This is a genomic window from Saccharopolyspora sp. (assembly GCF_017434145.1).
Classification (GTDB): domain Bacteria; phylum Actinomycetota; class Actinomycetes; order Mycobacteriales; family Pseudonocardiaceae; genus Saccharopolyspora_C; species Saccharopolyspora_C galaxeae.
Window position 1 is genome coordinate 1 of the sequence record NZ_JAFRFW010000814.1, and the last position, 1,518, is coordinate 1,518.

Genomic DNA, 1,518 nt, shown 5'->3' on the forward strand with positions numbered 1-1,518 from the left:
GCGCGGGAGCACAAGCCGCCGTCGCGCTCAACCACCACCTGCTGGCCGCCGATGTCGATCACGCCGTCGCGCGGCATCGTGCTTCCGGTGGGCGAGTGGGATCGTCCTAAAAGGACGTAACGATGCTTCGCGGTGGGAGCGTCCTCGCGGTCATCCGATGATCGCGGCGCTGGATCCGGCCGCAGTGGTCACTCGCCCGAGGAAGCCGCGGATGTATCCGGCGACGGTGTCGAGGTCGCTCTCGAGCGCGAAGTGGCCGGCATCGAGCAGGTGGATCTCGGCGTCGGGCAGGTCGGCGGCGAACGCGCGTGCGCCTTCGGGACCGAAGATCTCGTCGTTGGCGCCCCACACCGCGAGCAGCGGCACCTGGCTCGTCCGGAAGTATTCCTGCACGCGCGGGTAGAGCTCGACGTTGGTGGTGTAGTCGCGGAACAGGCGCAGTTGGATCGCGTCGTTGCCCGGCCGCTGGAGCAGGGCGTGGTCGTGCAGCCACGTGTCCGGGCTGACCAGGCCGGGATCCGGCACGCCGTGCAGGTACTGCCAGCGGATGGCGTCGAGCTCGAGGGCGCTGCGCAGGGCCGTCTCGTTCGCTGGGCCGGGATCGGCCGCGTAGGCCCAGATCGGTGCCCAGAAGGACGGCACGAAGCCGGCTTCGTAGGCGTTGCCGCTCTGGCTGATGATCGCGGTGATCCGGTTCGGGTGGCGCAGTGCGAGCCGCCAGCCGATGGGAGCGCCGTAGTCCTGCACGTAGATCGCGAAGTCCCGCACGCCCAGCTCGTCGAGCAAACCGTCGGTGATGGTGCTCAGCGCCTCGAAGCTGTAGTCGAACTCGTCGGCCGGCGGCGCGTCCGACCGGCCGAACCCCAGGTGGTCCGGGGCGATGACGTGGTAGCGGTCGGCCAGCTCCGGGATCAGCAGGCGGAACATGTGCGAGCTGGTCGGATAGCCGTGCAGCAGGAGCACGGTCGGTGCTTCGGGCGGGCCGGCTTCGCGGTAGAAGATCCGGTGGCCGTCGACGGACGCGGTCCGGTGGTGCACTGCGATCATGGCTAACCCCTATCAGTGATTTATTTGGTTAGGCTCGGCTGCCGGAGACGCTAGGGGCCGCGTGCTAACCTGTCAACTCGTCGTGAATTGGTTAGGTCGGAGTCGAATGGTCGATGACCCGGAACTGCTGCTGGCGCTGCTCAACAGCCGGCCGGTGCTTGACGGCTCCGAACGGGACGAGCTGGGTGATGAGCGCAGCGGTCGTGCGTGGGCTGCCGCCCACGGCGGTGCCGGGACCGCCGGTGAGCTGCGTCGGCTGCGGGCGGTCCGAGAAGAGCTCACCGAGGTGGTGCTCGGGAAGCGGGCTCCGTCGGTGCTGGCCCACGCGCTCGAAGGCGTGCACCAGCGGCCGGTGCTCGACGACGACGGACTGAGCTGGGAGCTGGCCACCGGCGCCGACGCGTTGCTGCCCGCGCGCGCCGTGTTGGCGTGGGCGTGGGCCGCCGAGCACCTACCGGGCCGCTTGCGTCC

At 69.6% G+C, this 1,518-nt stretch carries 2 protein-coding genes; one reads left to right on the forward strand and one right to left on the reverse strand.

The window, feature by feature from the left end:
• Nucleotides 1-150: 150 nt before the first annotated feature.
• On the reverse strand, nt 151-1,047 hold the full coding sequence (locus IJH84_RS22065; RefSeq protein ID WP_295148482.1) for an alpha/beta fold hydrolase: 897 nt from the start codon (nt 1,045-1,047) through the stop codon (nt 151-153).
• A gap of 106 nt (nt 1,048-1,153) precedes the next feature.
• Between IJH84_RS22065 and IJH84_RS22070 the strand changes: the two genes are divergently transcribed.
• On the forward strand, nt 1,154-1,518 hold a 365-nt coding region (locus IJH84_RS22070), incomplete at its 3' end, for an ABATE domain-containing protein (protein ID WP_295148484.1).

Bases quoted from the DNA above. Each gene is read 5' to 3' on its own strand.
- IJH84_RS22065 (WP_295148482.1), bottom strand. From the start codon at position 1,047: ATGATCGCAGTGCACCACCGGACCGCGTCCGTCGACGGCCACCGGATC.